This is a genomic window from Kribbella sp. NPDC003505 (assembly GCF_040610875.1).
In the GTDB taxonomy this organism is placed as follows: Bacteria; Actinomycetota; Actinomycetes; order Propionibacteriales; family Kribbellaceae; genus Kribbella.
The window spans coordinates 657,864-683,784 of record NZ_JBEXNA010000001.1; the positions used below are offsets into that span (position 1 = coordinate 657,864).

Genomic DNA, 25,921 nt, shown 5'->3' on the forward strand with positions numbered 1-25,921 from the left:
TTCGCGCGTACGGTGTCTCGGCGGTGCACTACCTGTCCGCCGTGCACGCCCCAGGTGTACATGCGGAGCAGGGCGTGGGGCGGGTGGATAGGGTCCCGGGATGCGGATTGTGGTGGTGGACGGGCAGGACCCGGACGTGTTCCGGCGGTTCTATGCGGTGAAGTTCGGGGTGCGGCAGGAGGAGTTGGAGTTTCCGGCGGGGATGGGGCTGGAGGAGGCCCGGGTGGTGATGGCCCGGGAGCATGCCGAGGTGCGGGCGGACGGGCTGGGGCTGGTGGACGGGGACACTTGGCTCGGGATCGCGTGGCTCGACTGGTGGCTGGTGGGGAACACGGACACCGTCGACGTGGAGCTCGCCGTCGCGCCGGAGTACCGGCGGCGCGGGGTCGCGACGAAGCTGCTCGACGCCGCGATCGACCGCGCGAAGGCCGAGGGCCGGAGCATCGTGTCGGGGACGAACATGGCCGGCGATCCGGTGACCGGTGAAAGCCCGGGTACGGCGTTCGCCGCGGCGCGCGGGTTCGTGAAGAAGCATGCCGAGCTGCATCAGGTGGCCGAGCTGCCGCTGGCCGGCCTCCCGGAGCATTCGGTGGAGGGGTACGAGATCGTCCAGTGGCGGGAGCACGTGCCGGACGAGTGGATGCCGCAGTTCGTCGAGCTGCTCAGCGGGATGAGCGAGGACGTACCGACCGGCGACCGCACAACCGCGGCGGTGCGGTGGACGCCCGAACTGGTCCGCGACACCGAACAGCGGCGGCTTGCCCAGGGCCGATTCACCTACACCACGGCCGCCGTCCACACCGCCTCGGGCGAGCTCGCGGCGTACACCCAGATGGGCGGTACGCCGGAAACGCCGGAGCGCCTCAACCAATACGACACCTACGTACGCCGCACCCATCGCGGCAACGGTCTGGGCATCGCCGTCAAGGCACCGAACCTGAAAGCCCTGCAGGCCGGCGTCCCGCTCCCCGCCGTACTCCACACCTGGAACGCCCCGGAGAACGCGCCGATGATCGCCGTCAACACCAAGCTCGGCTTCCGCCCGGTGGCCCAGCGGACGATGTGGGAACGGGCGATCTGACCCCTATCGCACCCGTTCGGCCCGGCGCCGGCGGACCCGCCAGGCCACGATCGCGGCCAGGACGACGCCCGCCACGACCAGAGCGGCGACGCGGCCGAACGTCTTCTCCACGCGGGTGTAGGAGTTGCCGGCGAGATACCCGAGCAGCACCACGGCCGTGCCCCACACGATCCCGCCGGCCGCGTTGAACGCGAGGAACTTCAGGTACCGCATCCCGGACATCCCGGCCAGGGCGGGCATCGTCGCGCGCAGGAACGCCACGAACCGCCCGAGGAACACCGCCGCACCGCCCCGCTCCGCGAGCTGCTTGCGCGCTGCCTCGAGTCGTCCCGCCCGTCGCTGCAGCACGCGGTGCGTCAGCAGGCGCGGCCCGAAGGACCGCCCGACCTCGTAGCCGACGCTGTCGCCCAGGATCGCCGCACCGATGACGACCACCAGGATCACCGGCAGCGAGGTGTGCCCGAGCGCCGCCGTGACCCCGCCGAGCACCGCCGCGGTCTCCCCCGGCAGCACGAATCCGACGAACAACGCGTCCTCGGCGAACACCAGCAAGCCGACCATCCCGTACACGGCGATGCCGTGCAGACCCAGCAACCAGTCGGTCAAACTCTTCACCCTTCCAGGGTCCCACCGACCACCAGGCCGCTGCTGAAATTCTCCAACCGCCACAGGGGATCCGGCGAAGTTGACTGCCGGTGTGCGAGACCTTGTGCGCGGTAGGTGATCGGCGGATCGTGAATCACAGAGCAGGGTGTTTGGGGGCCGACTGTTCGGTGGGGGAAGACGGCAGGACCGTCTTCGATCGAGGGCGCGCTGGGGGTGTGATCGCTTCGGTTCGGCGTACGCCGGTCTGCTCGGGTGCCCCCGCGGAAGGGGGAAAGATGCCGAGGAAGGCCAACGGGCGAGCGGACAAGCACCGCGACGAGCACCGGATGCCGGGCGAGTCACCGGCGACCGAGCCGGACGGGCAGACCGCGAACGGACAGCCCGCGGCGGACGGCATGCCGACGGCCGGGATGAACAGCCCGGCCGGGTCGGGCGGTACGACGAACATGACCAGCAGCGGATCGCCCGCGGCCGGCATGGGCGGCGGCGGGTCGCCGGCCGCGAACATGAGCGGCGGCCAGGCCGGTGGTGCCGGTATGAGCGGCGCGACCGACGGCGGGCGGACCGAGTACCCGACCCGTCGTGAGTGCGGTGTGATGGACGTGCACCGGCGGCTGCTGTCGACCTCGCCCGGGTACGCCGCGGCGCGGTCGGCGCTCGAGACCGCGACGATGGCGTACGTCTCCGGCGACCAGCGCTTCACCGGGATCGCGCGCATCCCGGTCGTCGTGCACGTCGTCTGGAACACCAACGCGCAGAACATCTCGCAGGCCCAGATCGACAGCCAGATCGACGTCCTGAACCGCGACTACCGCGCCACCAACCCGGACACCAGCATCGTGCCGGGCGTCTTCAGCGGCCTGATCACGGACTCGCGGATCGAGTTCTTCCTGGCCACCGAGGACCCGAACGGGAACCCGACGACCGGCGTCACCCGGACCCAGACCACCAGCACGAGCTTCGGCACCGACGACAAGGTGAAGTCGTCGGCGACCGGCGGCATCGACCCCTGGGACACGGCGCACTACCTGAACATCTGGGTCTGCCAGCTCGGCGGCGGCCTGCTCGGCTACGCGCAGTTCCCGGGCGGACCGGCGAACACCGACGGCGTCGTGATCCTGCACAGCGGGTTCGGCACGAACGGTACGGCGGCGGCGCCGTTCGACCTCGGGCGCACTGCCACCCACGAGGTCGGGCACTACCTGAACCTGTTCCACATCTGGGGTGACGACGGCAGCGGCTGCAGCGGCAGCGACGAGTGCGCCGACACGCCGAACGCGGCCGGCCCGAACTTCGGCGTACCGACGTTCCCGCACGTGACGTGCAGCAACGGGCCGAACGGCGACCTGTTCTACGACTACATGGACTACACCGACGACCGCGGCATGGTCATGTTCACGACCGACCAGGTGACCCGGATGCAGGCCTGCCTGGACACCGTCCGCAAGGACCTGCCGGACTTCGGCGGCGGCGCCGGGACGCCGGAACCGGCCGGATCGGTGGTGGCCTGGGGGGCGAACCGGCTGGACGCGTTCGTGCTCGGCACCGACCTGGCGATGTATCACAAGTGGTGGGACGGATCGGCCTGGGGACCGTCCGTCGCGGGTTACGAGTACCAGGGTGGGATCTGCATGAGCGCTCCTGAAGTCGCGTCCTGGGGGCCGAACCGGCTGGACGCGTTCGTCCTCGGCACCGATCACGCGCTGTACCACAAGTGGTGGGACGGCTCGTCGTGGAACGGCTACGAGTACCTCGGCGGCGTCTGTACGAGCCCGCCGCGGCTGGCGACCTGGGGCCCGAACCGGCTCGACGCGTTCGTCCTCGGCACCGACCGGGCGCTGTACCACAAGTGGTGGGACGGCTCGTCCTGGAACGGCTACGAGTACCTCGGCGGGATCTGCATGAGCCCGCCCGAAGTCGTTGCCTGGGGCGAGAACCGGCTCGACGCGTTCGTGCTCGGCACCGACAACGCGGTCTACCACAAGTGGTGGGACGGCTCGTCCTGGAACGGGTACGAGTACCTCGGCGGGGTCTGCGCCTCACCGCCGCGGGTGGTGGCCTGGGGCGAGAACCGGCTCGACCTGTTCGTGATCGGCACCGATTCGGCGCTGTACCACAAGTGGTGGGACGGCTCGTCCTGGTCGGGCTACGAGTACATGGGCGGCGTGTGTACGTCGGCGCCGACCGCCGTCTCGTGGGGCTCCGACCGGTTGGACGTGTTCGTCCTCGGCACCGACTCCGCGCTGTACCACAAGTGGTGGGACGGCTCCGCGTGGGGACCGTCCGTCACCGGGTACGAGTACATGGGCGGGATCTGCACCGACGAGCCGCGCGTGGTCTCGTGGGACGCGAACCGGCTGGACGTGTTCGTCACCGGCACCGACAAGCAGCTGTACCACAAGTGGTGGGACGGCTCGGCCTGGGGACCGTCGGTCACCGGGTACGAGGCGCTCGGCGGCGTGATCAGCGACTTCAAGGTCACGATCCCCGAGACACCCGCCGCGATCGGACAGGAAGTGAAGATCTGACCGCCTCACCGATCGGCCACTGGACGCATTCCGCCGAGGAGGACCACGACGGGATCAGCGTCTACCGCCGCGACGACTTCGCCTTCCCGCCGGCTCGCGGCCGGCGGGGGGTGGAGTTCCGCGCCGACGGCACCTTCGTGGAGTACCTGATCGGTCGCGGAGACGCCCCCGAGGCAGGGCCGACGGGTCGCTGGGATACCAACGGCCGCCTGACCCGCGCCTCCGGTGACCTCGCCCACTTCACCACCACCGCCGACCGCCTCGACATCACCTGGCAGCACTGAAGTCCCGGGTCGGGGAGGATCTCCCTCCCGACCAGGGCAGAAATCCTCCCCGATCTCGGGGATGGACGAGGAGTGACATGAGCACAGGACCTGTGCGTTATCTCGTCGTACCGACCGCGGATGCCGCGGGAGGGGCGCGGGCGGCGCGGTTCGGGGACAAGACCCTGCTCTGGGTGCCCGCGGACCAGCGCCTCGGCCGCGCATCCCGCACCGCGCCCGGCCTGCTGCTCGTCACGCAGATGGGCCGGAGCTTCCAGAACGACTACCCGGACGTCGCCCCCGTGCTCGATCACGGCCGGCACCTGGTGATCTCGGCCGCCGACAAGCCGCGTCGACGGTCCAACAACTGCTGGCGGATCGAGCCTCTCCGCGCCGGCACCACGGTCGTCGACGTCCCTCCCGTCGTGCCCGCACGCGCGGATCCGCTCGTCGCGGACCTGGTCGCCGACGTGTCGACGGCGTCGTACCAGAACGACCTGACCTGGCTCGCGAACCTGCCGACCAGGCACTCGCTGAGCGCCGGATTCACCCAGGCGATGGACTTCGCCGCCGACCGGATGGTTGCCCTCGGCTACCAGACCGGCCGGACGCCGATCACGGTCGGCGCCGGGCAGTCGGCGAACCTGGTCGGCGACCGGCCCGGCGTCGGCGCCAACCGCGGACTCGTGATCGTCACCGCGCACCTGGACTCGATCAACCTCGCCGGCGGCTCGGCCGCGGCGGCGCCGGGAGCCGACGACAACGGGAGCGGTTCGGCCGGTGTGCTCGAACTCGGCCGGCTGCTCGCGGGCCGCTCCTGGCAGCACGACCTCCGGCTGATCCTGTTCGGCGGCGAGGAGGAGGGCCTGTTCGGCAGCAAGCAGTACGTCGCGGCGCTGCCGCCGGCCGAGCGGACCCGCGTCCGCGCGGTCCTGAACATGGACATGATCGGCACCCGGAACACCGCGACACCGACCGTCCTGCTCGAGGGCGCGGCGGTGTCGTCCGCGCAGATCGGCGCGCTGGCGACCGCCGCCGCGACGTACACCGGCCTGCACGTCGAGACCTCGCTGAACCCGTTCGCCAGCGACCACGTCCCGTTCATCACCGCGGGGATACCCGCCGTGCTGACGATCGAGGGCGGCGACAGCGCGAACGGCCATATCCACTCCGCGAACGACACGCTCGCCTTCGTCGACTGGGCGTTCGCCGCCGAGATCCTGCGGATGAACATCGCCGCGCTGGCCGGCTGGCTGGAGCCCGCCGCCGCGCGCCGGCGCCCGCAGCCGGCGGGTTCCGTGGTCGCCTGGGGTCCCGGCCGGCTCGACGTCTTCGCGGTCGGCACGGATTCCGCCTTGATCCACAAGGCGTTCGACGGAAGCTGGCACGACGTCGAGTCCTTGGGAGGCGTTGTCCTAAGCTGACGGGCATGTGGAGCCCGAATGCGCGTGACGTTGGCGGACTTCCGACACGGTACGGGGTACCGACGCGCTCGCGGGCGCTGGTCCGGACCGATGCGCTCGACGTCGTGCACGAGGAACTCGTCGCTCTCGATGCGGGGCTCGTCCTCGATCTGCGGTCCGACTGGGAGCTGAAACAGCCACATCCGCTCGACGGCACACCGGCGTACCGGCGGATCCCCTGGATCGACCCGGACGCCGAGCGGCTGCGGAATCCGGCGGCGGAGCCGCGGCTGCTCGACGTCTACCGCAACAGCCTGACGCGGAACGCCGCCCACGTCGGCCGGATCTTCGCCGCGATCGCGGACGCGCCCGCGGACCGGCCGGTCGTGGTGCACTGCAAAGCGGGCAAGGACCGGACCGGTCTGACCGTCGCGGTGCTGCTCGAGCTGGCCGGCGTACCGCGCGCCGAGATCGCCGCCGACTACGCGATCAGCGAGGTCCACCTCAACACGCAGGACGGGCCCGAGTTCTCGCGGACCCGCCCGGAGACGATCATCGGATCGCTCGAGCATCTCGACGACCTCGGCGGCGTGCGCGCATACCTGTCCTGGCTGGGGCTGAGCGCGGCCCAGATCCACCGGCTGGCGACCCGGCTGGTGCCGGTCGACGTACCGGCGATCGTCTTCGACTTCGACGGCCTGCTGATGGACACCGAGACCACGATGGTCGAGAGCTGGCAGGCCGAGTGGGCCCACCACGGCCTGGAGCTCGACCTGACCGGCTTCTGGCCCGGCCACGGCGGCGACATCACCGAGGAGCGGTACGCCGTCCTCGCTGCGGCTGTCGGCGCCGGCTTCGACCGTACGGCGAGCCACGCCCGCCGCGTCGCGCACCGGAACCGGTTGCACGCCGAGCTCGACTTCCGGGCCGGAATCCGGGACTGGATCGCGACCGCGCGCGAGCTGGGCCTCCAGGTCGCGATCGCCAGCAGCTCACCGCGCACGTGGGTGCTGCCGCACCTGGAGCGGGTGGGCGCGGTCGACCTGTTCGACCACATCGTCACCGGCGACGAGGTGGCCGCGCACAAGCCCGACCCGGCGATCTACGAGCTGGCCCTGCGGCGGCTCGGCGTAGGGTGGGCGATCGCGGTCGAGGACACGGCGCACGGTGTCGCGGCGGCGCAGTCGGCCGGGATGTTCACGGTCGCGATCCCCAATCCGTACGTGCAGGCCGCCGCGGTGGCGGCCGCCGACCTCGTTCTGGGCAGCGCTGACGATCTTTTGCTCACCGAACTGCTGCTCCACGCCACGCCGAAGGGCTCGACGGTTGTAACTGAGTGACCTAATCTGCTGACACTCTGTAGGTTTCCAACTGAAGGGTGCTCAGATGCGGAAACTCGTTGGTGCGGTCGCGGCCGCTGGCGCCGCCGTCGCCGGTCTGGCCGTGGCGACGCCGGCCCAGGCCTCGACCTCCGGTACGCAGGCGTGCGATCTGGTGACAGCCAAGTCGGTCGGGTATTCGGCGTTGATGCTGTACGTCGCCGTCGGCCTGGAGGGGTGTTCGAACAGCGTGACCGAGGTCCGGGTCGAACTGCAGAAGGGCTCGAGCGCGTCCGGCCCGTTCACCACCGTCGCGGAGACGTACGCCTACTCCGGCGGCGGGGCCTGGTTCGACGAAGGCACCGGCTGCGGGTACTACGTCGGCGTCGCGCACTGGCAGGACCAGACCGAGACGACGCCGACCCCGGCGTACTACTGCAACTAGCTAGACGACTGAGAGCGGGAGGAGCTTCTTCCCGGTCGGGCCGATCTGGATCTCCGTGCCCATCTGCGGACACACGCCACAATCGAAGCACGGGGTCCAGCGGCAGTCCTCGACCTCGATCGCGCCGTCTTCCTCGAGCGAGTCCTGCCAGTCCTCCCAGAGCCAGTCGCGGTCCAGCCCGGAGTCCAGGTGGTCCCAGGGCAGCACCTCGGCGTACTCACGCTCGCGCGTCGTGTACCAGGCGAGGTCGACCGGCTCGTCGGCGAGGGCCTTCTCGGTGCACTCGACCCAGCGGTCGTACGAGAAGTGCTCGCTCCAGCCGTCGAACCGGCCGCCGTCGCGCCAGACTGCCTCGATCACCCGGCCGACGCGCCGGTCACCGCGCGACAGCAAGCCTTCGATGATGCCGGGCTTGCCGTCGTGGTACCGGAAACCGATCGCCTTCGCGTAGCCCTTGTCGGAGCGGATCGCCGCGCCGAGTTTCGCCAGCCGTGCATCGGTCTCCTCGGCGCCGAGCTGGGCGGCCCACTGGAACGGCGTGTGCGGCTTCGGCACGAATCCGCCGATCGACACCGTGCAGCGGATGTCGCGCCGGCCGGAGGCCTCCCGCCCGGTCGCGATCACCTTCTTCGCCAGGTCGGCGATCGCCAGCACGTCCTCGTCGGTCTCGGTCGGCAGCCCGCACATGAAGTACAGCTTCACCTGCCGCCAGCCGTGGCTGTACGCCGCCGCGACGGTGCGGATCAGGTCCTCCTCGGTGACCATCTTGTTGATCACCTTGCGCATCCGGTCCGAGCCGCCCTCGGGCGCGAACGTCAGGCCGCTGCGCCGGCCGTTGCGGGAGAACTCGTTGGCCAGCGTGATGTTGAAGGCGTCGACCCTTGTCGACGGCAACGACAGCGAGACGTTGCTGCCCTCGTACCGGTCGCCGAGGCCCTTCGCGACGTCGGCGATCTCGCTGTGGTCGGCGCTCGACAGGCTGAGCAGGCCGACCTCCTCGAACCCGGACTGCTTCAGCCCGTTGTCGACCATGTCGCCGATCGTGGTGATGCTGCGCTCGCGCACCGGCCGGGTGATCATGCCTGCCTGGCAGAACCGGCAGCCGCGGGTGCAGCCGCGGAAGATCTCCACCGAGTACCGCTCGTGGACGGTCTCGGCGAGCGGGACCAGCGGCTTCTTCGGGTACGGCCACGCGTCCAGGTCCATGACCGTGTGCTTCGCGGTCCGGAACGGCACGCCCGGCCGGTTCGGCGTCACGCGCTGGATCCGGCCGTCGGCGAGGTAGTCGACCGTGAAGAACTTCGGGATGTACACACCGCCGGACTTCGCCAGCCGGAGCAGCACCTCGTCGCGGCCGCCGGGGCGGCCCTCGTCCTTCCACTCCCGGATCACCTCGGAGATCGCGAGCACGATCTCCTCACCGTCACCGAGCACCGCGGCGTCGATGAAGTCCGCGATCGGCTCCGGGTTGAACGCGGCGTGCCCGCCGGCCAGCACGATCGGGTCCTCGTCGGTCCGATCCGCGGCGTGCAGCGGGATGCCGGCCAGGTCGAGCGCGGTCAGCATGTTCGTGTACCCGAGCTCGGTCGAGAACGACAGCCCGAACACGTCGAACGCCCGCACCGGCCGGTGGCTGTCGAGCGTGAACTGCGGGATCGCGTTGTCCCGCATCACCTTCTCCATGTCCGGCCAGACGGAGTACGTCCGCTCGGCCAGGATGTGGTCCCGCTCGTTCAGCACCTCGTACAGGATCTGCACGCCCTGGTTGGGCAGCGCGACCTCGTACGCGTCCGGGTACATCAGCGCCCACCGGACACTGACCGAGTCCCACTCCTTGCTGACCGAGTTCAGTTCACCACCGACGTACTGGATCGGCTTCTGCACACTCGGCAGCAACGCCTCCAGGCGCGGGAACAGGGATTCCACAGTCATAGACAACTTCCAGTCAGCGATTCGGAGCGCCTACCAGCCTAACGCCGCAGTACGCCGACGCCGGAATCGCGCTCAGGCCGGGGCGCCGGAGCGGGCGGCCAGGAAGGCGCGCCACTCGGTGATCTGGTCCGGTGTCATCGCGCGTTCCGGGAGCACGAAGCCGCCGCCGGCAGGGAGCCGGACGACCCAGCCGGGCCTCACCTCCCGGATCGACGTCACCGCGTTCCAGTCGAACTCGAGACTGGTGACGGCGCTCCGCGCCCGGACACCCGCATCGGTCAGCGTGTACGTGAAGACGCGGCCGTACCGGCGGGTCAGAGCATGCCTGATCAGGCCGAGCAGTTCCGGAAAGACCAGGAAGATGACCCCGAAGAGCAACCCGGCCAGATTCCAGGGATCGGACAGCCACCAGATCAGGTAGGCGAAACCGACGAGTCCCGTCACCCATCCAATCCAGCGGTTGACCAGCCGCACGTTGCGCATGCGTGATGCGGCCGTCACCGTCACCGCGATGGTGATGTTCACCGTTCCTCCCCACCTCAGGAAGGTGCAGCCTATGGCCTTCAGGCGAGGTGGGCGAGGAGGAGGGGGTTGATGACGTCGGGGTGGGAGTAGGTGACCAGGTGGGCGGCGTTCTCGATGACTTCGAGGTGGGCGCCGGGGATCTGGCCGGCCAGCGGGACGACGGTTTCCGGCAGGACGGAGGTGTCGGAGTCGGTGGTGATCAGGAGGACGGGGGCGGTGATGGTGCCCAGGCCGGGGATGAGGTTGAGGGTGCTCAGCGCCTCGCAGCAGGCGGCGTACCCCTCGGCGGGGCAGGCCAGGAGCATCTGGCGGATCGGGTCGGTGTCGGTGAACTCCGGGAGGAACCACCGGCCGAGAGTCGCGTCGACGATGGCTTGGGTGCCTTCGGCGCGTACTTGCGCGGCCCTGTCGGTCCACGGCTGCGGGTTCTCGGCCAGGTTGGACGGTGGGCAGAGCAGCGCGAAGCGATGGAACCGGTCCGGGGCGTTCTGCGCGAGCCACAGGCCCACCGCGCCGCCGAGCGAGATCCCTACGTACGACGCCTGCTCGACCTCGAGCGTGTCCAGCAACTCGACGACATCGCCGCCGAGGTCCTCGATCGCATACGGCCCATCGGGTACGTCGGATCCGCCGTGCCCGCGGTGGTCGAACGCGATCACCCGGAACCGCTGCGCCAGTACGTCGACCTGCGGTGCCCACATCGCCTGGCTCGCCCCGAGCGACGACCCGAGCAGTACGACGGGCGCATCGGCCGAACCGGTCTCCACGTAATTCAGTCGCATGCCCACCACCCTACGAAAACCCACCCACCGTGACACCACCGTGATCCGCCGCGGAGACCCGGCTGGTTGATGAGGAGACAAGCTACGGGGGCGCGAGACAGGCTATTTCCTGTTCCCACACCCCGCGGGCTATCGTCAGGCCCGCTCCGGCCGCACGCGGTCAGCGGTCTGGTAGCGGCATGATCGTCGTACGGCGGTGGTGTTCGAAGACGACCGAGCTGCGGATGTCGGCGATCTCCTGACGTTTGGCGAGGGCCAGCACCAGGTCGCGGAGTGCCTCGGTGTCCTTGACGGCGACGTGGGCGAGGAAATCGGCGCCGCCGGAGACCATGAACATGTCCAGAGTCTGCGGCAGGTCCATCACGTACGCCTGGAAGGCCGTCGCCACCGCCATCGCCTGTGGCCGGAGCTTGATCGAGATGATCGCCTGGGTGGAGCGGTCGATCGCCTTCAGGTCGACGGCCGCGTGGTACCCGCTGATCACGCCGCGGTCGCGCAGCCCACGGATCCGCTCCAGGCAGGTCGACGGCGCGATCTTCAACTCGGCCGCCATGTCCCGGTTGGTCCGGCGGGCGTCGTTCTGCAGCATCCGCAGCAGCGCCGTATCAAGTTCGTCCATGCCGCCCAGTTTCGCAGATCCGCCGAATGATGTTCGGGATCAGCCGCGAATCTCCGTTCAACGGGCTACGGTTCTCGCCGTGCTGACGAACAAGATGGTCGTGATCATCGCGGCCGATGCTCCCATCGGCGTCGCCCTCAACACCGCCGCCCTGCTCGGTGTCGGCCTGGGCAGCCACCACGACGACACCGTCGGCCCCGACACCGCCGACGCGTCCGGCGGTGTCCACACCGGCATGTGCGCCCACCCGATCCCGATCCTCCGCGGGGACGACCTGCAGGCCCTCCGCGCGAAGGCGGCCGCCCGCCCGGACGTGACCGTCCACGACATGCACCAGGTCGCGCAGAGGGCGCGCACCTACGAGCAGATGTCCAGCACGCTCGCCGGCACGAAGCCCGAGGACATCCAGTACCTGGGCCTCGCCCTCTACGGCCCGCGCCAGTCGATCGACTCGCTCACGGGCGCCCTACCGCTCTACCGCTGACAGCTTCTCCGGGTTGGCCTGGAGGTGGATCGCGGTGATCCCGGCGCCGTCGGTCTGCACGGTGAGGACGTGGGGCTCGCCGCGGACGAGGACCTTCAAGGCAGGCCCGGTGGCCAGGTCCACCGCGGTGACGGTGAAGCCGGGGCGGGTGTAGATGTGCGCGAAGAAGTGCGCGACCTTCGCACGGCCGATGACTGGCTTGCGGGCGGCGCGGAGGCGCCCGCCGGAGTCGGTCCAGGACGTCACAGAGTCCTTGAGCATCGACTCCAGACGTGCGAGGTCACCCTCGCGGGCGGCGGCCACGAAGTCCAGGAGCAGGCGGCGTTGCTCGGCCGCGGACGGGCGGAACCGCGGCCGGTCGTCGTCCAGAGCCTGCCGGGCCCGGCGGTGCAGTTGGCGGCAGTCCTCCGGCGTACGGTCGAGGATCTCGGCGATCTCGTCGTACGGGAGGGTGAACGCGGTCCGCAGCACATAGACGGCGCGTTGCGGAGGAGTGAGTCGCTCCATCAGGTGCAGGAGCGCCAGCGACACGTCGTCCAGCTCGAGGGCGTCGGCCGGCACCGGCTCGGGGAGCCACTCGCCGATGTAGCTCTCGCGGCGCGCCTGCCGGGTTCGCAGTACGTCGACCGACAGCCGCGTCACCACGCGGGTCAGGTAGCGGCGCGGCTCAGCCACGTCGGTACGGTCCGCGGCCGACCAACGGACGTACGCGTCCTGCAGCACGTCCTCCGCGTCGTGCCAGCTCCCCAGCATCCGGTACGCGAGCCCGGCGAGCATCCCGCGCGCCGACGCGAACTCGGTCAGCGTGCCCGTCAGCCCGTGACCTCCGGCAGCTTCCGGGTCGCGATCATCAGGCGGTTCCACAGGTTGATCATGCCAATCGCCAGCAGCACGTGCGCGGTGCCCTCGTCGCCGAACTGCGCGACCGCGGCGTCCCACACGTCATCGGGCACACCGCCCCGCCCGAGCAGAGTGACCGCGTCCGTCAGGGCCAGGGCAGCCCGCTCGCGCTCGTCGTAGAAGGGCGACTCGGTCCACGCGGCCAGCCCGAACAGGCGCTGCGTGGTCTCGCCGTCCTTGAGAGCGTCGGTGGTGTGCATGTCCACGCAGAACGAGCACTCGTTGACCATCGACGCACGCACCTTGATCAGGTGCAGCAGCGTGTGGTCGACCTGGCTCTGCGCATAGCTCTCCACGCCGAACACGGCCCGGAAGGCGGCCGGGGCGATCCTGCTGAAATCCATCCGTTGTTCCATGCCAACACGACGGTCCGCGCCACCGGCGGCGTGACGACGAGGGTTGTGACGCCGGTCACGCCGGCTTCAGCACGTGACGGGCCTTCGTGACCGCTGCCTCGGTGGCCGCGTCGAGCTCGGTGCCCTGGCCGGCGAGGACGCCGACCGACACGATCACGTCGTCGACGCCGGTCACGACAGCGGCGTACTCGAGTCCGCGCTTCGGTCCGCTGGTGCCGGTGAGCCGGAAGGCGAACGGCTTCGAGCCGTACTCCGGGGCGGGGATCGTCTCGACCTTCATCGAGGTGCTGCCGGCGCCGTCGGTCTTGAGCGTCACCTTCGGGCACGACTCGACCGCTTCGGCGTACGAGTCGCGCAGCTCGGCGGCCTTCTCGGCGGTGCTCATCGAGTCGAGGCCGAAGTCGATGTACGGGCCTTCCTGGCCGCCGGTGAACGTCCGCGCCACGCTGGCCTTCGAGCCGGGCGCCTTGGTGGCGTTCAGGTACTTCACGAGCGTCTTGCAGCGGCTGCTCGGCGAGGAGAACGGCTTGGCGTCCTCGTCGGGCTCCTCCTTGTCCTCGGCGAAGCCGCTCGGCAGGTCGGCGAGCTCCAGCAGCGCCTTGGTGAGCTCGGCGCTCGTCCGCGTGACGGGCGCGGCGGGCGTCGACGCCGTCGCGCTCGGCGTCGGCGTGGTCGCAGGTGGACCGGCGGCAGCCTTCTCGTCCTCACCACCGCAGGCGGCAAGGGACAACGTCAGGGCGGCAGCAAGGGCGAGCGGAACCGACAGGGACCTGGTCATGAGGCCTTCCGAGCTCTGGGCGGGGGCCGAGCCCGAGCAGCCTACCTGACAGCTCAGTCGACGACTCAGTAGCGGTGCGAGCGGAGGTGGATGTTCTGCAGCAGGCCGATCGCGAGCAGGCAGGCGAACATCGACGAACCGCCGTACGACACGAACGGCAGCGGCAGGCCGGTGACCGGCATGATGCCGAGCGTCATCCCGATGTTCTCGAAGGCCTGGAACGCGAACCAGCAGACGATCCCGGTCGCCACCAGCCGCCCGAACACGTCCCGCGCGTTCACCGCGATCCGCAACCCGCGGAACAGGATGATCGCGAACAGCGCGATGATCGCGCCGGCGCCGATCAGCCCGAGCTCCTCGCCGGCGACCGTGAACACGAAGTCGGTGTGCTGCTCGGGGACGAACGCGTTCTGCGTCTGGCCGCCGTGGAACAGGCCCTGCCCGAACACGCCGCCGTTGCCGATCGCGATCCGCGCCTGGTTCACGTTGTACCCGATGCCCTGCGGGTCCGAGGACGGGTGCATGAACGCGGTGAAGCGGGCGATCTGGTACTCCTTCAGCACCTGCAGCTTGATCGCGATCGCCGCGACCAGCACGCCCGCGGTGAGCAGCCCCAGCATCCAGCGTTTCGGGACGCCGGAGACCGCGATGATCCCGAAGACGATCGACCCGAGCACCATCACCGTGCCGAGGTCCGGCTGCAGCATCACCAGCACCACCGGCACGGCGGCGACCGCGACCGCCTGTGCGACGTCGAGGGTGCGGGCGTCCTCGTGACGGTCGGTCTCGCTCTTCTCCGCGATCAGCAGCGCCATGCCGACGATCACCGCGAGCTTGGCGAACTCGCTCGGCTGGATCGACATGAACGGCAGCTGGATCCACGACCGGGACCCGTTGATCGTCGAGCCGACGCCCGGCACCAGCACCAGGATCAGGCCGATCACCGAGGCCACGTACAGCAGCGGGGCGAGGATCCGGACCCGGCGGTGGTCGGTGACCGCGGCGCCGACCGCGAGCACCAGGCCGATCGCGAAGTTCAGCGCGTGCCGGACCAGGAACGCGTCCGGGTTGCCCTCGGTCAGCGAGGTCCGGTTGTGGGTCGCGGACCAGATCAGCATCGCGCCGAGGAACGACAGCGCAACCACGCTCAGGACCAGGACCCAGTCGACGTGCCAGACCGTCGACCGGCGGTCCATCCGCGGCCGGGTCCGGATCGGAGTCAGGAGTGCCATCTCACTGCCCCGGCTTCTGCTGGGCAGGCGGCGCCGGCTTGATGTCGTACAAGGTCTCGTAGATCTTGCGCACCGCGTCACCGCCGGCGCCCGAACCGGTACCGGCCTGGCTGATCATCATCACCACGGCATACCGATCGGTGTACGACGCGAGCCACGACGTGGTCTGCTTCCCGTAGACCTCGGCCGTCCCGGTCTTGGCGCGGACCGGGATCTTGTCGAGCGGGAAGCCCTGGAACTTCCACGCCGCCGTACCCGACACCGTGGTCTGCTTCAGCGCGGTGTCGATGTACTTCAAGGTGTTCCGCGGCACCGGGAGCTTCGCCTTCACGACCGGCTTGATCTCGTGCGGCTTGCCGTTCGCGCCGACCCACGACTGGACGACTCGCGGCTCGTAAAGCGTGCCGCCGTTGGACAGGGCCGAGTAGACGGTCGCGAGCTGCAGCGGGGTGACTGTGGTGTCGCCCTGGCCGATCGCGAAGTTCACCGCGTCACCGGCGCGGTACTTGTACCCGTCGACGCAGAACTCGCGGGAGAACTGCTTCAGGAACGCCGACGTCCCGGCGGGCGGGTTGTCCGCGATCTTGCAGTAGTAGTCCTTCTGCGCGTCGTAGTACGTCTTCTTCCACTTGCGGTCCGCGATCCGGCCGCTGACCTCGCCGGGCAGGTCGATCCCGGTCGGCTTGCCCAGCCCGAACTTCTGCGCCATCTCGACCAGCGGGTCGCGGGTCGTGAGGTCGCTGGAGTTGCCGCCCTCCTTGAGCCAGAGCGCATACGCGATCCGGTAGAAGAACGTGTCGCAGGACAGCGCCAGCGCCTGGTCGAAGCCGATCATGCCGTAGGACGCGGACTCGTAGTTCTTGAACCGGCGGTTGCCGACCTCGAAGAACGACGAGCAGTCGAGCCGCGTCTTCGGGCTGTACCCGGCGCTCATCGCCGCGGCCGTGGTGATCGGCTTGAACGTCGACCCGGGCGCCAGCTGGCCCTGCAGCGCGCGGGACACCAGCGGCGTCCCGGACTTGGTCGAGTAGAGCGCGTCCAGCTCGCGCTGCGTGATGCCGCCGACCCAGACGCCCGGGTCGTACGTCGGGTAGCTGGCCATCGCGACGATCCGGCCGGTCTTGGTGTCCATCACGACCGCGGCGCCGGAGTCCGCGACGTACTTCTTCTTGGTGATCTTGTCGTACTGCTTCCGGGCGGTCATGATCGCGTTCTTCAGCTGCGCCTCGACCGAGGCCTGGATCCGCGCGTCGATCGTGGTGACCAGCGTGGCGCCCGGGACCGGGGCGGTCTGCTTCTTGATGCCGGTGGTGTACCCGACCGCGTCGACGATCACGTCCTTCTCCCCGGGCGTGCCGCGCAGCAGCTTGTCGTACGACCGCTCGACGCCGGCCCGGCCGACCAGGTCCGAGCGGTGCGGGACCGAGTCCTGCCCGGCCTTGTCCATGTCCTCGAGCTCTTCGGTCGTGATCGGCGACAGGTAGCCGAGGATGTGCGCCGCGTTCACCTTGAACGGCGAGGGGTAGGCGCGCAGCGTCTGCGAGTCGGCGGCGATCCCGGGGAAGTCCTCGCGGCGCTCCATCACCTCGATCGCGACCTGCTCGCTGACGTCCTTCGCGACCGGGATCGGCTGGTACGGCGTGCCGTTCCAGCAGGCGGGCGGTTTGGACGCGCCCGGCTCACCGCACAGCATCGTGCGCGCCTTCAGGTCCTTCGGCTTCTGGCCGAGCACCTTCGCGAGCCGGGCGAGGACGACGTTCTGCTGGCTGTCCGGGAGCTTGGCGAGCACGGACCGGTCGACCGTGATCACCACCGAGACCCGGTTGCCGACCAGCGTCCGCCCCTGCGAGTCGACGACGGTGCCGCGCGGCGCCGGGATCAGGACCTGGCGGATGTGCTGCTGGGTCGCCGCCTGGCTGTAGTCGGCGTTCGACATCACCTGCATGTACCAGAGGCGGCCGAACAGCGTGCACAGCAAAGAGAAGACCAGCACCCCGATCACGAACAACCGCAGCCGCGCCTTCAACGGCGCCTCGAAGCCGTCCCAGCTCATCCGCGTCCTCGCTTCGCTCCGGGCGCGGATGAGGCACGAGACGCACTGTGTTTGATGATGAACCCGCTTCGCTCGTTCATGGTGCGACTCGCCTGCTGCGTTCGCGGACCGGTTTGACGCGGCCCATGAGCCACATGACCAGCGGGATCACGACGATCGCGCCGACCACGTCGTACCCGGCGGCGATGCCGAGACGGACGCCGAACTCGCTCCAGTCGACGGTCGGGTCGTGCAGCAGCGATCCGGTGGCGCAGTACAGGAAGAACGAGATCGCGGTCCCGAGCACGACCGTCAACGCGACACCGAGCGGCCCGACCGGGCTGCCGGACGTCTCGCGGCGGATCAGCCCGGCGACGTAGCCGGCGATGGCCAGGCCCAGCGCCCAGCGGCCGGCGGTGTGGTCGGCCGGCGGCACGACGTCGAGCATCAGGCCGCCGGCGAACCCCGCGATCGCACCCCACTCCGGGCCGCGGGACAGCGCCAGCGCGATCACCACGATCAGCGTCAGGTCGCAGGTCACGCCGGCGACCGCGATGTTCGTCAGCACGGACGTCTGCACGGTGACGGCGATCATCAGGAACAGGGCAGCCAACCCGATGCGCAGTGCAATCACGTCAGTTCCCCTTCCCGGTGATTTGTGTGCGCGGCGGCCGGGCGGGAGGCCCGGTCACCACGCCGACGGTGTCGATCCGGGTCGGATCGACATACGGCTTGACGGTCGCGGTGGACCCGAGGGCGCCCTGGTTCGGCGTCACCGAGGTGACGACACCGATCGGGACACCCGGCACGTACGGCGCGTTGCCGCTCGAGCCCCAGGTGACGATCCGGTCGCCGACTTTCGGCCGCGCCTTCGGGTCGACCAGCTTGTAGTCGAGGGTGCCGGCCACGTCTCCGCGCCCGGAGACGAAACCGAGCGCCATCGTCGCGTTCAGCCGGCCGCCCACGGTCGAGTTGCGGTCGCCGATCAGCAGCACGGTCGCGGTCCCCTGGGTGACCCGCACCACCCGGCCGACCAGACCGGTCCCGTTCAGCACCGTCATGTCGGTGCGCACACCGTCCGCCGTCCCGGCGTCGATCGTCACCGTGTGGCTGAAGTTCTGCGCGCCACCGATGCCGATCACCCGGGCCGGCGTCATCGTGTACGCCGGGGCGACCTTGAGCAGCTTGTCCAACTCCTGCGCCCGGTTGCGGGCGTAGTCGGAGGTGTTCAGCTCCCTGGTCAGGTCCTCGTTGTCCTTCTTCAGTTTTTCGTTCTCTGCTTTCAACCTATCCATTTCCGCGAAGCGGTCGCGGAGGTTGTCCACAGGCTGCCGCGCCGAGGTGGCGGTGGACTCGAGCGGGCCGAAGACCCCGGCCGCGGCCTCCCGTAACGGCTCGACCGGCGATCCGGCCGAGCGGCGGGCGTCCAGCACGATCAGCGTGAAACAGGCCAGGACCACCAGCAGCAGAACGGTCCGGCGGCGGCGCACCTCGCGCGGCGTACCCGCCGAACGCAGCGGGGCCTCCCCTGCCGAGCGGAACGCGCTCCGGGTCGACGGCGTACCGAGGTCTTTGAGCATCGCCTGCTACCTCAGCGCCGGTTGTCGGTGACCAGGATGCGGTTGAGGGTCTCGATGTTGTCGACGCACTTGCCGGCGCCGAGCACGACGGCGTCCAGCGGGTTCTCGGCGACGTGGATCGGGATGCCGGTCTCGTGCCGCAGCCGCTCGTCCATGCCCTTCAGCAGCGCGCCGCCGCCGGTCAGCACGATGCCCCGGTCGACGATGTCGCCGGCCAGCTCCGGCGGGGTCTTGTCCAGCGTCGCCTTCACCGCGTCGACGATCGCGGTGATCGGCTCCTCGATCGCCTGCCGCATGTCCGCCGACGACACCTTCACGGTGCGCGGCAGGCCGGAGACCATGTCCCGGCCGCGGATCTCGCTGTCCGGACCGTCGGTGGTCGGGAACGCCGACCCGATCGTCATCTTGATCTGCTCCGAGGTGGCCTCGCCGAGCAGCAGCGAGAACTCCTTCTTGCAGTAGTTCACGATCGCCTTGTCGATGGCGTCGCCGGCCACCCGGATCGACTGACTCGTCACGATGCCGCCGAACGAGATGACCGCGACCTCCGTCGTCCCGCCGCCGATGTCGACGACCATGTTGCCGGTCGCGTCGCGGACCTCGAGATTGGATCCGAGCGCGGCGGCCATCGGCTCCTCGATGATGTACACCTTGCGGGCGCCGGCCATGTACCCGGCGTCGCGGACCGCGCGCTGCTCGACCGCGGTGATCCCGGACGGCACGCAGACCACGATTCGCGGTTTCGCGAAGTACCGCCGGCGGTGGACGCGCTGGATGAAGTACCGCAGCATCTGCTCGGCGGCGTCGAAATCGGCGATCACGCCGTCCTTCAGCGGGCGGATCGCGGTGATGTTGCCCGGCGTCCGCCCGATCATCTTCTTCGCCTCGTGACCGAACGCGACCGCCTCCTGCGGCTCGTCGGTCCGGGTCGCCACCACGGACGGCTCGTTCAGCACGACGCCCCGGCCACGCACATACACCAGCGTGTTCGCCGTCCCGAGATCAACCGCCATGTCGCGGCCCAGCATGCTGTTCGCCACCGCGGCACCTCCCACTCGACCCCCGACCAGGCTAAGCGCCGCCCGCGCACAGCCCGTGGACCGACACGACCCGTCCGCCCAAGACAGATCGTATCGGTCCGAGCACCTGCAGTCCGCAACGGCCTTGCAATTACAGCGATTCGGCCGCCTTCTCCAGGTCGTCGACGGTGCCGGACATGATGGTTGGGAGGTGCTTGGTGAGGTGGTCGAGGGGCCAGTTCCACCAGGCGATCGTGAGGAGGCGGTCGACGTCCGCGTCGCTGTAGCGGCGGCGGATGAGTTTGGCCGGGTTGCCGCCGGCGATGCCGTAGTCGGGGACGTCGGTCGTCACGACGGAGCCGGAGGCGACGATCGCTCCGTGGCCGATCCGCACGCCAGGCATCATCAGGGTCTGGTAACCGAGCCAGACGTCGTTGCCGATCACGGTGTCGCCGCGGCCGGGCAGACCCGTGATCAGGTCGAAGTGCTCGGACCAGGAGCCGCCCATGATCGGGAACGGGAACGTCGACGGGCCGTCCATCCGGTGGTTGGCGCCGTTCATGACGAAACGGACGCCTTCGCCCAGGGCGCAGAACTTGCCGATGACCAGCTTCTCCGGGCCGTAGTGGTACAGCACGTTGCGGGTCTCGAAGGCGGTCGGGTCGTCCGGGTCGTCGTAGTACGAGAACTCCCCGACCTCGATCAGCGGCGAGGTCACCAGGGGTTTGAGCAGCACCACCCGGGACTGCCCGGGCATCGGGTGCAGCACACCGGGGTCGGGGACTTCGGACAGGTTCACGGCAGGTCGGGGAACCAGATCTTGATCTCGCGGGCGGCGGACTCCGCGGAGTCGGAGCCGTGCACGAGGTTCTCGCGGTTGGACAGCGACAGGTCGCCGCGGATCGTGCCGGGGGCGGCCTTGCGGCCGTCGGTGGCGCCGTTCAGCGCGCGGACGACCTCGATGGCCTCGTCGCCTTCGAGGACCATCGCGACCATCGGGCCGCTGACCACGAAGTCCCGCAGCGGCGGGTAGAAGGCCTTCTCGACGTGCTCGGCGTAGTGCTGGTCGGCCAGTTCGCCGTCGATCGTGCGCAGATCCATGGCGACGATCCGGAGCCCCTTGGCCTCGAACCGGCCCAGCACCTCACCGATCAGGCCACGGCGTACCGTGTCGGGCTTGAGCAGGACCAGGGTGCGCTGCGACATCTGTCAACTCTCTCTCGAAGTGGTCTGGCCGGCTGAGCCTAGCTGCTCCTGCGCTCTCTTGGTCTCCTCGATGCGGCGGCCGAGGACGATCGCCGCGACCCAGAAGGCCGCGAAGGCGAGGCCGAGGACGAACATCACCGGGACGACGAAGCCGAGCCCGACCGCGCCGACCTGGACCAGCGAGCCCAGCACGTACCCGGCCCGGAAGCGGAGCAGACCGGTCGCGACGAGCGCCAGCGCGAACAACCCGAGGCAGACCGGGACGGCCACCGCGGGGCGGACGTCGGCGACCGAGATCATCACCGGGGTGACCAGGGCCAGGACGACCGACTCGAACGCGAGCACGATCGACGCGAGCGACCTCATGTCTGATCCTTGCCCTTGCGGACCAGCAGCGCCCGCGCCTCACCGGCGGTGATGACGGAGCCGGTGATCAGGACGCCGCCGCTGCCGAGCGCGACCGCGTTCTCCTCGGCGAGGCGGATCGCGTCGTCGATCGCGTCGATCAGGTGCGGGCGGACCAGCACCCGCTCCTCGCCGAACACCTCGGCCGCCAGCTCGCCGAGCTCCTCGGCCGGCATCGACCGCTCGACGAAGCTGTTCCGGGTGCAGACGACGGTTTCCATGATCGGCTCGTAGGCCTCGAGGACGCCGTACACGTCCTTGTCCTTCATACAGCCGAGGACGCCGATCAGCGGCTGGAACTGGAACGCCTCCGACACCGCCGCCGCGGTCGCCTCGGCGCCGTGCGGGTTGTGCGCGGCGTCGACCACGATCGTCGGGCTCTGCCGGACCACCTCGAGGCGCCCCGGGCTGGTGACCTGCTCGAACCCCGCCTGGAGCAGCTCGGTCGTGACCCGGCCCTCGGTCTCCGGACTCGCTCCGAGCAGGGCCTCGACGGCCGCGACCGCAGTGGCGGCGTTGTGCGCCTGGTACTCGCCGTGGAGCGGGAGGAACAGCTCGTCGTACTCACCGCCGAGGCCCTTGATCGAGACGACCTGGCCGCCGACCGCGAGCGTCCGGCTGACGACGCCGAACTCGATCCCCTCGCGGGCCACCTGCGCGCCCACCTCGGCGGACCGGCGGAGCAGGACCTCGAAGACGTCCAGGCTCTGCTGCGCCATCACCGCCGTACCGCCGGGCTTGATGATGCCGGACTTCTCGCCCGCGATGGTGACCGGATCCGCGCCCAGCAGGTGCGCGTGGTCGACCGCGACCGGAGTGATCACCGAGACCGTGCCGTCGGCGACGTTGGTGGCGTCCCAGGTCCCGCCGAGGCCGACCTCGATCACCGCGACGTCGACCGGGGTGTTGGCGAACACGGCGTACGCCATGCCGACCATCGCCTCGAAGAACGTCAGCGGGTGCTCCTGCTCGGCGTCGACGAGGTCCAGGTACGGCGCGATCTCCTCGTACGCCTCGACGAAGAGCTCCTCGCTGATCGGCTCGCCGTCGAGCGTGATCCGCTCCCGCACCGACTCCAGGTGCGGGCTGGTGAACCGGCCGGTACGCAGCCCGGCCTCGCGCAGCAGGGTGTCGATCATGCGGGCCGTGGACGTCTTGCCGTTGGTGCCCGTCAGGTGCACCACCGGGTAGGCCTTCTGGGGGTCGCCGAGCAGCTCGACGAGCCGCTGGACGCGCTCCAGGGTGGGTTCGATCTTGTGCTCCGGCCAGCGCTGCTGGAGCCGTGCCGACACTTCGGCGAAGGAGAGGTCGCTCATCAGGAGGCCAAGTCTAGAGAGCACTGTGGACAACCGGTCGGAAGCACCCCTTGACAACCACTAACATTGTGCGCATGAGCCAGACGTCCCGCGTTCCAGACAAGCCCAGCCTCGACGGCCTCGAGGAGAAGTGGGCTGCCGTATGGAAGGAGCAGCAGACCTACGCCTTCGACCGCACCGCCGAGCGTGCCGATGTGTTCTCCATCGACACCCCGCCGCCGACGGTCTCCGGGTCGCTGCACGTCGGGCACATCTTCAGCTACACCCACACCGACCTGGTCGCCCGCTTCCAGCGGATGCGCGGCAAGAAGGTCTTCTACCCGATCGGCTGGGACGACAACGGCCTGCCGACCGAGCGCCGCGTCCAGAACTACTACGGCGTCAAGTGCGACCCGTCGCTGCCCTACGACGCGGACTTCACGCCGCCGGAGAAGCCGGACCCGAAGAAGCAGCTCCCGATCTCCCGGCAGAACTTCGTCGAGCTGTGCGGTGAGCTCACCCACATCGACGAGCAGGCCTTCGAGGCGATGTGGCGCCGGGTCGGCCTGAGCGTCGACTGGGAACACCTGTACACCACGATCTCCGAGGACTCCCGGCGGACGTCGCAGCGCGCGTTCCTGCGCAACTTCGCCCGCGGCGAGGCCTACCTGGCCGAGGCGCCGACGATGTGGGACGTCACGTTCCAGACCGCGGTCGCGCAGGCCGAGCTCGAGGCCCGGCCGTATCCGGGCGCCTACCACCGGATCTCGTTCCACGGCGCCGACGGCCCGATCTACATCGAGACCACGCGGCCGGAGCTGATCCCGGCCTGTGTCGCGCTGATCGCGCACCCGGACGACGACCGCTACAAGCACCTGTTCGGGACGACGGTGACGTCGCCGCTGTTCGGTGTCGAGGTCCCGGTCCTGGCGCACGAGGCCGCCGAGATGGACAAGGGCGCCGGCATCGCGATGTGCTGCACGTTCGGCGACCAGACCGACATCCAGTGGTGGCGTGAGCTGCAGCTCCCGGTCCGCACGGTCATCGGCCGCGACGGCCGGCTGCTGCGCGACACCCCGGCGTGGCTCGAGGGCTCCGAGCTGTACGGCGAGCTCGCCGGCAAGACCGTCTTCAGCGCGCGCGAGCTGATCGTCCAGAAGCTGCGCGACAGCGGCGACCTGGACGGCGAGCCGAAGAAGACCGAGCGGATGGCGAACTTCTACGAGAAGGGGGACAAGCCGCTCGAGATCGTCTCCACCCGGCAGTGGTACATCACCAACGGCGGCCGCGACGCGGGCCTCAAGCAGGAGTTCATCGAGCGCGGCAACGAGCTGGCCTGGGTCCCGGAGCACATGCGGCACCGCTACCTGAACTGGGTCGAGGGGCTGAACGGTGACTGGCTGATCTCCCGCCAGCGCTTCTTCGGCGTCCCGTTCCCGGTCTGGTACCCGATCGACGCCGACGGCGAGGTCGACTACGACCACCCGCTGATGCCGTCCGAGGCCGAGCTGCCGATCGACCCGACCTCACAGGCTCCCCGCGGGTACGACGAGGCGCAGCGCGGCAAGCCGGGCGGGTTCGAGGCCGACCCCGACGTGATGGACACCTGGGCGACGTCGTCGCTGACCCCGCACATCGCGTGCGGGTGGGAGCGGGACGAGGACCTGTTCCGCCGGACCTTCCCGATGGACCTGAACACGCACGCGCACGAGATCATCCGCACCTGGCTGTTCTCCCGGGTCGTCCGGGCGCACTTCGAGAACGGCTCGCTGCCGTGGGCGCGGTCGATGATCTCCGGGTTCGTCGTCGACCCGGACCGCAAGAAGATGTCGAAGTCCAAGGGCAACGCGATCGTCCCGTCGGAGATCCTGGAGAAGTTCGGCTCCGACGCGGTCCGCTGGCGGGCGGCGATGGCGCGCCCGGGCCTGGACTCGCCGTTCGACGAGTCGCAGATGAAGGTCGGGCGCCGGCTCGCGATCAAGGTTCTGAACGCGTCGAAGTTCGTCCTCGGGTTCGGGGCGACCACGGTCGACACGTCCGCCGTCACCGAGCCGGTCGACCTCGCGATGCTGCAGCGGCTGCGTGCGGTCGTCGCCGATGCCACGGCGGCCTTCGAGCGGTACGACTACACCGGCGCGCTGGAGATCAGCGAGCGGTTCTTCTGGACGTTCTGCGACGACTACGTCGAGCTCGTCAAGGAGCGGGCGTACGGCGGGCAGGGCGAGGCGCCGGCGGCCTCCGCGAAGGCCGCGCTGGCGGTGGCGTTGTCGGTCCAGCTCCGGCTGCTCGCGCCGTACCTGCCGTTCGCGACCGAGGAGGTCTGGTCGTGGTGGCAGGAGGGTTCGATCCACCTGGCGTCCTGGCCGACACCGGACGGTGACGTCGCAGTGGCGGCGCAGGAGCCCGAGGTGCTGGACGCGGTCTCCGAGGTGCTCGCGGGGATCCGGGGCGCGAAGTCCGAGGCGCAGGTCTCGATGAAGACCGAGGTCTCCAAGGTCGAGGTCACCGGTCCCGCGGCGCGGCTGTCGCTGGCCGAGCGGGCCGAGCCGGACCTGCGCGCCGCCGGGCGGATCACCGGCGAGATCGTCTGGAACGCGGACGACTCCGATGCGGTCAAGGTCGTCGCGACACTCTGACCGGTCCGCCGAGTGCCCGCCGCCCCGGCCCGGGGAGGCGGGCACTCGTGTTCCGGCCGGGTGAATCCTCACCCTGTGAGATCGCTTTGTCATCATGTGGAACCATCGGGGCGAGCCAAGAGCTGCACCCCGTGACCCGACCGTCCGAGGAGCCAACCGATGAGCGACCCCACCAACCCGGCGCATCCAAAGGACCGGCCCACCACCCCGTCTGGCACGCCGGAAGCCGCGTCGTCTGACAGCCCGGCCACCGCCTCGTCTGATACCTCGGCCGACGCCAGCGCCGACACCGCCGAACTGCCCGCAGTCCCGGCCACCGACCCCGCCTCCCCCGAGCCGTCCGAGACCCCGTCAACCGAGACGGCCGGGCTCACGACACACGACGGCACCGCCCAGCAGGCAACAACAGACGGCGGACCGGACGAGCTTGCAGCAAACAGCAGCTCTGCAAGTGAACAGTCGGTGAGAGGCGCCGCCGCGGCAGAAGCAAGTACG

General features: G+C 69.7%; 25 protein-coding genes. 8 read left to right on the forward strand and 17 right to left on the reverse strand.

The window, feature by feature from the left end; all coding sequences use genetic code 11:
- Positions 1–100: 100 nt before the first annotated feature.
- Positions 101–1,081: a GNAT family N-acetyltransferase gene (locus ABZX12_RS03095; RefSeq protein ID WP_355689311.1), complete on the forward strand. Its 981-nt coding sequence runs from the start codon at positions 101–103 to the stop codon at positions 1,079–1,081.
- Between the two features lie 3 nt (positions 1,082–1,084).
- Here the strand turns inward: ABZX12_RS03095 and ABZX12_RS03100 are convergent, their stop codons facing one another.
- Complete coding sequence (locus ABZX12_RS03100; RefSeq protein WP_355689313.1) at positions 1,085–1,696, reverse strand: DedA family protein; 612 nt, start codon at positions 1,694–1,696, stop codon at positions 1,085–1,087.
- Between the two features lie 266 nt (positions 1,697–1,962).
- On the opposite strand from ABZX12_RS03100, the gene ABZX12_RS03105 reads away from it, so the two are divergent.
- From ABZX12_RS03105 to ABZX12_RS03125, 5 genes are all read left to right on the forward strand, one after another.
- Complete coding sequence (locus ABZX12_RS03105; RefSeq protein ID WP_355689315.1) at positions 1,963–4,215, forward strand: M43 family zinc metalloprotease; 2,253 nt, start codon at positions 1,963–1,965, stop codon at positions 4,213–4,215.
- A 110-nt stretch (positions 4,216–4,325) separates the two neighbouring features.
- Positions 4,326–4,499, forward strand: a complete 174-nt coding sequence (locus tag ABZX12_RS03110) for a hypothetical protein (RefSeq protein WP_355689317.1) — start codon at positions 4,326–4,328, stop codon at positions 4,497–4,499.
- A gap of 77 nt (positions 4,500–4,576) precedes the next feature.
- Positions 4,577–5,902: a M20/M25/M40 family metallo-hydrolase gene (locus ABZX12_RS03115; protein WP_355689318.1), complete on the forward strand. Its 1,326-nt coding sequence runs from the start codon at positions 4,577–4,579 to the stop codon at positions 5,900–5,902.
- 5 nt (positions 5,903–5,907) lie between these two features.
- Positions 5,908–7,221 carry an HAD-IA family hydrolase gene (locus ABZX12_RS03120; RefSeq protein ID WP_355689320.1) on the forward strand — a complete coding sequence of 438 codons (1,314 nt, stop codon included), beginning with the start codon at positions 5,908–5,910 and terminating at the stop codon, positions 7,219–7,221.
- A gap of 46 nt (positions 7,222–7,267) precedes the next feature.
- Positions 7,268–7,645 (forward strand): hypothetical protein, encoded by a 378-nt coding sequence (locus ABZX12_RS03125; RefSeq protein WP_355689321.1) that lies wholly within the window; start codon positions 7,268–7,270, stop codon positions 7,643–7,645.
- Here the strand turns inward: ABZX12_RS03125 and ABZX12_RS03130 are convergent, their stop codons facing one another.
- The 4 genes from ABZX12_RS03130 to ABZX12_RS03145 form a co-directional block, all read right to left on the reverse strand.
- The gene (locus ABZX12_RS03130) at positions 7,646–9,577 is read right to left on the reverse strand and encodes a TIGR03960 family B12-binding radical SAM protein (RefSeq protein WP_355689323.1); all 1,932 of its coding nucleotides are present in this window, start codon (positions 9,575–9,577) and stop codon (positions 7,646–7,648) included.
- Positions 9,578–9,649: 72 nt separating this feature from the next.
- On the reverse strand, positions 9,650–10,102 hold the full coding sequence (locus tag ABZX12_RS03135) for a YcxB family protein (protein ID WP_355689325.1): 453 nt from the start codon (positions 10,100–10,102) through the stop codon (positions 9,650–9,652).
- Positions 10,103–10,140: 38 nt separating this feature from the next.
- A complete protein-coding gene (locus ABZX12_RS03140; protein ID WP_355689326.1) occupies positions 10,141–10,884 on the reverse strand; it encodes an alpha/beta fold hydrolase in 744 nt (247 codons plus the stop codon).
- Between the two features lie 160 nt (positions 10,885–11,044).
- Positions 11,045–11,503, reverse strand: coding sequence for an Lrp/AsnC family transcriptional regulator (locus ABZX12_RS03145; RefSeq protein ID WP_355689327.1), 459 nt, complete (start codon positions 11,501–11,503; stop codon positions 11,045–11,047).
- Between the two features lie 79 nt (positions 11,504–11,582).
- On the opposite strand from ABZX12_RS03145, the gene ABZX12_RS03150 reads away from it, so the two are divergent.
- Positions 11,583–11,987 carry a DUF2000 domain-containing protein gene (locus ABZX12_RS03150; protein ID WP_355689328.1) on the forward strand — a complete coding sequence of 135 codons (405 nt, stop codon included), beginning with the start codon at positions 11,583–11,585 and terminating at the stop codon, positions 11,985–11,987.
- On the opposite strand, the gene ABZX12_RS03155 is transcribed toward ABZX12_RS03150, so the two are convergent.
- From ABZX12_RS03155 to ABZX12_RS03210, 12 genes are all read right to left on the reverse strand, one after another.
- Positions 11,970–12,851 (reverse strand): sigma-70 family RNA polymerase sigma factor, encoded by an 882-nt coding sequence (locus ABZX12_RS03155; RefSeq protein WP_355689329.1) that lies wholly within the window; start codon positions 12,849–12,851, stop codon positions 11,970–11,972. The two genes, ABZX12_RS03150 and ABZX12_RS03155, sit on opposite strands and share 18 nt — an antisense overlap.
- Positions 12,800–13,231: a carboxymuconolactone decarboxylase family protein gene (locus tag ABZX12_RS03160; protein ID WP_355689330.1), complete on the reverse strand. Its 432-nt coding sequence runs from the start codon at positions 13,229–13,231 to the stop codon at positions 12,800–12,802. Before ABZX12_RS03160 ends, ABZX12_RS03155 begins: the two co-directional genes overlap by 52 nt.
- A 67-nt stretch (positions 13,232–13,298) precedes the next feature.
- A complete protein-coding gene (locus ABZX12_RS03165) occupies positions 13,299–14,021 on the reverse strand; it encodes a hypothetical protein (RefSeq protein WP_355689331.1) in 723 nt (240 codons plus the stop codon).
- Between the two features lie 65 nt (positions 14,022–14,086).
- On the reverse strand, positions 14,087–15,253 hold the full coding sequence (rodA, locus tag ABZX12_RS03170) for a rod shape-determining protein RodA (protein ID WP_355689332.1): 1,167 nt from the start codon (positions 15,251–15,253) through the stop codon (positions 14,087–14,089).
- A 1-nt stretch (position 15,254) separates the two neighbouring features.
- A complete protein-coding gene (gene mrdA, locus ABZX12_RS03175) occupies positions 15,255–17,306 on the reverse strand; it encodes a penicillin-binding protein 2 (protein ID WP_355689334.1) in 2,052 nt (683 codons plus the stop codon).
- Positions 17,307–17,382: 76 nt separating this feature from the next.
- Positions 17,383–17,919, reverse strand: a complete 537-nt coding sequence (mreD, locus tag ABZX12_RS03180; protein ID WP_355689336.1) for a rod shape-determining protein MreD — start codon at positions 17,917–17,919, stop codon at positions 17,383–17,385.
- Between the two features lies 1 nt (position 17,920).
- Positions 17,921–18,865, reverse strand: a complete 945-nt coding sequence (gene mreC, locus ABZX12_RS03185; protein ID WP_355689338.1) for a rod shape-determining protein MreC — start codon at positions 18,863–18,865, stop codon at positions 17,921–17,923.
- A gap of 11 nt (positions 18,866–18,876) precedes the next feature.
- Positions 18,877–19,893 (reverse strand): rod shape-determining protein, encoded by a 1,017-nt coding sequence (locus ABZX12_RS03190; RefSeq protein WP_167219028.1) that lies wholly within the window; start codon positions 19,891–19,893, stop codon positions 18,877–18,879.
- Positions 19,894–20,035: 142 nt separating this feature from the next.
- Entirely contained in the window at positions 20,036–20,683 is a 648-nt protein-coding gene (locus tag ABZX12_RS03195) for a CatB-related O-acetyltransferase (protein WP_355689339.1), read from the reverse strand.
- A complete protein-coding gene (gene ndk, locus ABZX12_RS03200; RefSeq protein ID WP_355689341.1) occupies positions 20,680–21,090 on the reverse strand; it encodes a nucleoside-diphosphate kinase in 411 nt (136 codons plus the stop codon). Before ndk ends, ABZX12_RS03195 begins: the two co-directional genes overlap by 4 nt.
- A gap of 3 nt (positions 21,091–21,093) precedes the next feature.
- Positions 21,094–21,456 (reverse strand): DUF4233 domain-containing protein, encoded by a 363-nt coding sequence (locus tag ABZX12_RS03205; protein ID WP_355689342.1) that lies wholly within the window; start codon positions 21,454–21,456, stop codon positions 21,094–21,096.
- Entirely contained in the window at positions 21,453–22,811 is a 1,359-nt protein-coding gene (locus tag ABZX12_RS03210; RefSeq protein ID WP_355689344.1) for a folylpolyglutamate synthase/dihydrofolate synthase family protein, read from the reverse strand. Before ABZX12_RS03210 ends, ABZX12_RS03205 begins: the two co-directional genes overlap by 4 nt.
- Positions 22,812–22,885: 74 nt before the next feature.
- On the opposite strand from ABZX12_RS03210, the gene valS reads away from it, so the two are divergent.
- Entirely contained in the window at positions 22,886–25,426 is a 2,541-nt protein-coding gene (gene valS / locus ABZX12_RS03215; RefSeq protein ID WP_355689345.1) for a valine--tRNA ligase, read from the forward strand.
- Positions 25,427–25,921: the final 495 nt, after the last annotated feature.